We start from the raw sequence: 4,996 nt of genomic DNA on the forward strand, positions 1-4,996 counted from the left end.
TCCATCCCCCATCTACTGTCATCACGGTGCCGTGCATATAAGATGAGGCCTCTGTAGCCAGAAAAACTATTGGACCTTTAAAATCTTCTGGTTTCCATCCCCCATCTACTGTCATCACGGTGCCGTGCATATAAGATGAGGCCTCTGTAGCCAGAAAAACTATTGGACCTTTAAAATCTTCTGGTTCACCCCATCGCCCTGCAGGAATACGCTCCATAATAGAGCGACTACGGTTCTCATCAGCTCTCAGTGCAGTTGTATTATCGGTTGAAATATATCCGGGTGCTATTGCATTTACATTTACCCCTTTAGCTGCCCATTCATTAGCAAAAGCTTTTGTTAACTGGCCAATTGCCCCTTTACTGGCTGCATAACCAGGCACGGTAATGCCACCTTGAAACGTTAGCAGAGAAGCTGTAAAAATTACCTTTCCTTGTCCACGCAAAACCATTTCTTTTCCAATTTCCCTGGTAAGGATAAAAGGAGCTGATTGATTTACGGCGACCACTTCATCCCAATACTCATCAGGATGTTCGGATATAGGTTTTCTTAAAATTGTTCCTGCATTATTTACAAGAATATCTATTATCGGGTGATCTCTTTTTACCTGATCAATAAATAGTTTAAGTGAATTGCGATTGCTAAAAYCGCATTGATATGCGTAGAATTTCCTGCCAAGCGAGGTTATAGATTTTTCTACATCACTTCCTGATAGCTCTAAATTGGCGGATACGCCAATAATGTCGGCTCCTGCCTCTGCAAGGGCCTCTGCCATAGCCTTACCTATACCTCTTTTGCACCCTGTAACTAAAGCCGTTTTTCCTTTTAAATTAAATAAATCAAGTATCGCCATTTTTTCTTTGTTAAGAGAGTACCTCGTCATCTCGGCGCCAGGAGAGATGACGATTAGTGCTTTTTTAAAACATCATTTATTATTGAACATTAACCTTCAACGGTTGATTTAATTTCTGATTAAAAGTGTCCAGATGTTTAAACCATTCATTTGCAGTAGTAATTTCATTTCCCTTACTCCATGCAGAGCCATTATAGTAAACAACCGGCTCTTTGCCTTTAACCAAAGTATGGGTTAGCAAATGAACCTTATCGGTATTCATTTTTACCTTTCCACCTGGAATAATCGTTGCTACCCCGGTAATTCCATCTGCACCATGCTCTGGCTCCCAGTAACCCATTATGCCTTGTTTTTCATCCATTAGGATAACCCCTGGCTCAGCTCTTTTAACTATCCCTATTACCGCAGGAAGATCCGCTCCGTCTGAATAAGTGTAATCAGCTTGTATACGGTTAAAGTGAGAGCCTGCATCCAGAGATATTGTTTTTACTACTTTTACCGGTTTACCTGCCACATCCCACTCATCATAACCTAACTGAAATGAGGTACGCAAAGGCCCATTATCCAATACCTTCCAGTTATGATAATTTTTAGAATAGTAAACTGAGTCATTAACATAAGGAGCAATATCACCTGCCCCTAAAGTTAATCCTACACTATAATAATCCATTCCATCACCATGATCTGTATGGTAATCACCAGTTTTGTACCAATCATTAATTACCAGCTTACTTGATCTTTTAACCCAAATGTCTATTCCAAAGGCATTGTCCTTTCTAGTTTCTAATGCTTTACCGTACATGCGGTTAGCAACTTTATCGTTCTCCCACGCAAAGTCATCATAGCGTTCAGGGACATAGCGACCATATGTCTTTTTAGTTATAGCAGCAGGTTTGCCTGCGACTATTAGGAGTTTAGCAGTCCCTTTTGCTTTAACGTTAATTTGTACCAGTAAATTCTGTATAGCTACTTCTCCTTTGTGTTCCAACTGAAAAGGAATTTCTTTTTTGGTAGCTGCATCTAATACTTTGAAATTCGCAGTATCAATACCGGGATATTTTGTGATAATGGTAGCCCAGTTAATAGACAATACCTCACCTACCCGCGCTATATCAGATGAATTACTCACTATAATGGTTGTTTTCACCACATTGGTTTGTGCCTGTACAAAGAACGATGCTCCGGGCAGTAACAATAATAAAGCAAATACTTTTCTCATAATCTCTTTATTATTTAAGCTCATTAATTGCACAATGATCCATATCTCCATAGTCAAGATTTTCACCTGCCATACCCCAGATAAACGTATAATTACTTGTACCCGCTCCTGAGTGTATAGACCAGTTAGGCGAAATCACGGCCTGCTCATTTTGCATCCAGATGTGTCTGGTTTCCTGTGGTTCGCCCATAAAATGGCAAACACTTTGTCCTTGCGGTACTTCAAAGTAAAAATAAACCTCCATCCTACGGTCATGAGTATGTGCAGGCATAGTGTTCCAAACGCTTCCACTCTTTAACTCAGTCATACCCATTTGTAATTGACAAGTAGGCAAAACACTATTCACCAATAGTTTATTTATAACGCGGTGATTTGCTGTTTCAGGACTTCCGAGCTCAACAATTTCTGCCTCAGCTTTTGAAACCTTTTTACTTGGATATTTATGATGGGCCGGTGCAGAATTAATATAAAATTTTGCAGGCTTCTTTTTATCGGCAGATGCAAATGTTACATTTCTAGTCTCCTTACCAATATAAAGCGCTTCTTTAAAATCCAGATCATAATTAACTCCGTCGGCCACAACAGTACCTTTACCACCTACGTTAATAATCCCTAGCTCTCTTCTTTCTAAAAAGTATTCAGCTTTTAAACTATCAGGATTTGAAAGTTGTATAGTTTCATTTACGGGCATTATTCCTCCCGCTATATAGCGATCGTAATGAGACAAAGTAAAATGTATATGGTCGGCCTCGAATATCTCGGGGATTAAAAAATTTTTACGCAGATCCGCGGTGACCATTTGCTTTGTTTCATTTGGACTAAGAGCGTATCGGCTTTCAAAATGTGTTTGCATGTTTTATCTTTTTTATTAATATTTTTATAAATACCAGTTTTTATAGCGATGTAATGCCTCTAAAAAATAGTAATCTGCATAGGTCAACGGGACATCAACTTCGGATTTATGAGGTATTGAACCTACGCTATGTTTTAACAGAAATCCCCCATTCTCACCCAATTTTGCACGATAAGCATCAGAGGCTAACGTTTTTAATGCTGTTTCAGCGGCGCTCACATATTGTTTACCTTCCTTTTTATCTGAATACTGAGCGAGCTCCAATAATGCCGAAGCCATAACCGCACCCGCAGAGGCATCACGAAGCGCATTTGGTATTCCCGGAGCATCATAATCCCAGTAAGGAATCATGTCTGCAGGCATATTGCGATCATTTAACATAAATTTGGCAATATTTTTTGCCTGATTTAAATATTGTTTGTTTTTAGTAAAACGATACATCATGGTGTAACCATATAAGCCCCAAGCCTGTCCCCTGCTCCATGCAGATGAATCTGCAGCTCCCTGCGCGGTTATTTTTTGTAAAATTTTACCTGTTTTCATGTCATAATCAATAACATGATAGGAACTAAAATCTGGTCTGAAATGATTTTTAATGGTGGAATTTGCATGTCTAACTGCAATCTCTTTGTACTTTTTATCACCTCCATGGTCACTTACCCAGCTTAACAACTCAAGGTTCATCATGTTATCTATAATAACAGGACCAGCCATTTTTTTGCTGGAATTCCAGGATTGGATCACACCGGCCTCGGGATGGAAGCGTGTTGACAAAGATTCTGCGGCTGTATCTATTGTCTTTTTATACGACGGATCTTTCAGGATTCGGTAAGCATTACCAAAACTGCAATACATCATAAAACCCAGATCGTGATTACCTGTATAATGCTTTTCCTTTTCTAAAATAGAAAGACGTCCTTTAGCCTCCTTTAGAATGTCAGCATCTTTTGTATACTCATAGATATAAAGCAGCGTACCAGGAAAAAAACCACTACACCACCATTTGGTATCACTTGTTTCTACTTTACCTGTGTTTTCGTAATAGGTTTTAGGCATTACATCTGCAGGTACATTTTTGGCAAGCACCTTGTATTGCTGATCAGCAAATTTAAATTGCTCATCAATCAATTGGCTCATTTTTCCGTCCTTACTTTGGGCGCTTAGCATGCCATTATTTATCAGTAAAAAACAGATTACAACAAATAGTTTTCTCATCATCAATGTTATTTAATATTTAGTTTTTAGGTTGTCATTCTTCTAATTAACTGAACAGGTATCGTTATTGGTACTGTTCTTTCATCAGTTATATTGGTATTATTCTTCAAAGAATTTATTAAGGCTTCAACTATCTTTTTACCCACCTCGTCAGGAAACTGCTCTACTGTAGTTATCGCAGGAGTAATTATTGATGTTCTGGGGTCATTTGAGTAACCTATAATTTTTAATTCGCCAGGCACATCAATTCCCTTTTCTCTCGCAAATTCAAGAGCTGCTATTGCACTTGTATCATTGTCGGTAAATAAACCGTTAGGCACAACATCCCCGTCAAACATTTTTCGCATCGCTTCTCTCGCATTGGCATGTGTCAATTCCTGATGAAACACCCAGTTTTCATTTACAGAAAGCTTATGTTGTTCCATCGCTTTTACAAACCCCGCCGATCGGTCCTGATATAAATTTGAAGTTAAAGGCCCCGAAATATGAGCAATCTTTTTACAGCCAGTTTCAATGAGGTGTGAAGTTGCGATGTATCCTCCTCTAAAATCATCACCTTTTATTATGGTTGCTTTTTGTTCATTTAAAGGTACGCGATCGTAAAAAACTACTGGTGTACCATTTTGCAAAAACTTATCGAAATGGCTAAAATCTGTGGTACCCAACGTACATGCTGCAATTAAACCATCAACTCTTGAGGACAAAAGTATCTCTGTTAGTTCCTTTTCCATATCTAATGAGTCATTAGACTGGCATATGATCAGATTATATCCATACTTCTGTAAACCATTCTGAATAGTGGTAATAACCTCTGCGTGAAAAAACATTGAAATCCTCGGCACAATAAGTCCAATGG

Annotated in this window: 4 protein-coding genes and 1 pseudogene; all 5 read right to left on the reverse strand. The window is 38.7% G+C overall.

Going from position 1 to position 4,996, the window contains the following annotated elements; translation table 11 throughout:
* Positions 1-94 precede the first annotated feature (94 nt).
* Positions 95-853: pseudogene (locus AC1DDX_RS23255) on the reverse strand (SDR family oxidoreductase); the annotation flags it as partial.
* Positions 854-932: 79 nt separating this feature from the next.
* Entirely contained in the window at positions 933-2,072 is a 1,140-nt protein-coding gene (locus AC1DDX_RS23260) for a DUF4861 family protein (protein ID WP_337715157.1), read from the reverse strand.
* A gap of 10 nt (positions 2,073-2,082) precedes the next feature.
* On the reverse strand, positions 2,083-2,925 hold the full coding sequence (gene kduI / locus AC1DDX_RS23265; RefSeq protein ID WP_172663791.1) for a 5-dehydro-4-deoxy-D-glucuronate isomerase: 843 nt from the start codon (positions 2,923-2,925) through the stop codon (positions 2,083-2,085).
* Between the two features lie 24 nt (positions 2,926-2,949).
* The gene (locus tag AC1DDX_RS23270; RefSeq protein WP_172663792.1) at positions 2,950-4,143 is read right to left on the reverse strand and encodes a glycoside hydrolase family 88 protein; all 1,194 of its coding nucleotides are present in this window, start codon (positions 4,141-4,143) and stop codon (positions 2,950-2,952) included.
* Between the two features lie 23 nt (positions 4,144-4,166).
* A partial coding sequence (locus tag AC1DDX_RS23275; protein ID WP_477622673.1) for a LacI family DNA-binding transcriptional regulator occupies positions 4,167-4,996 on the reverse strand: 830 nt, incomplete at its 5' end.

This window comes from Pedobacter sp. 10L46_2 (assembly GCF_056395165.1).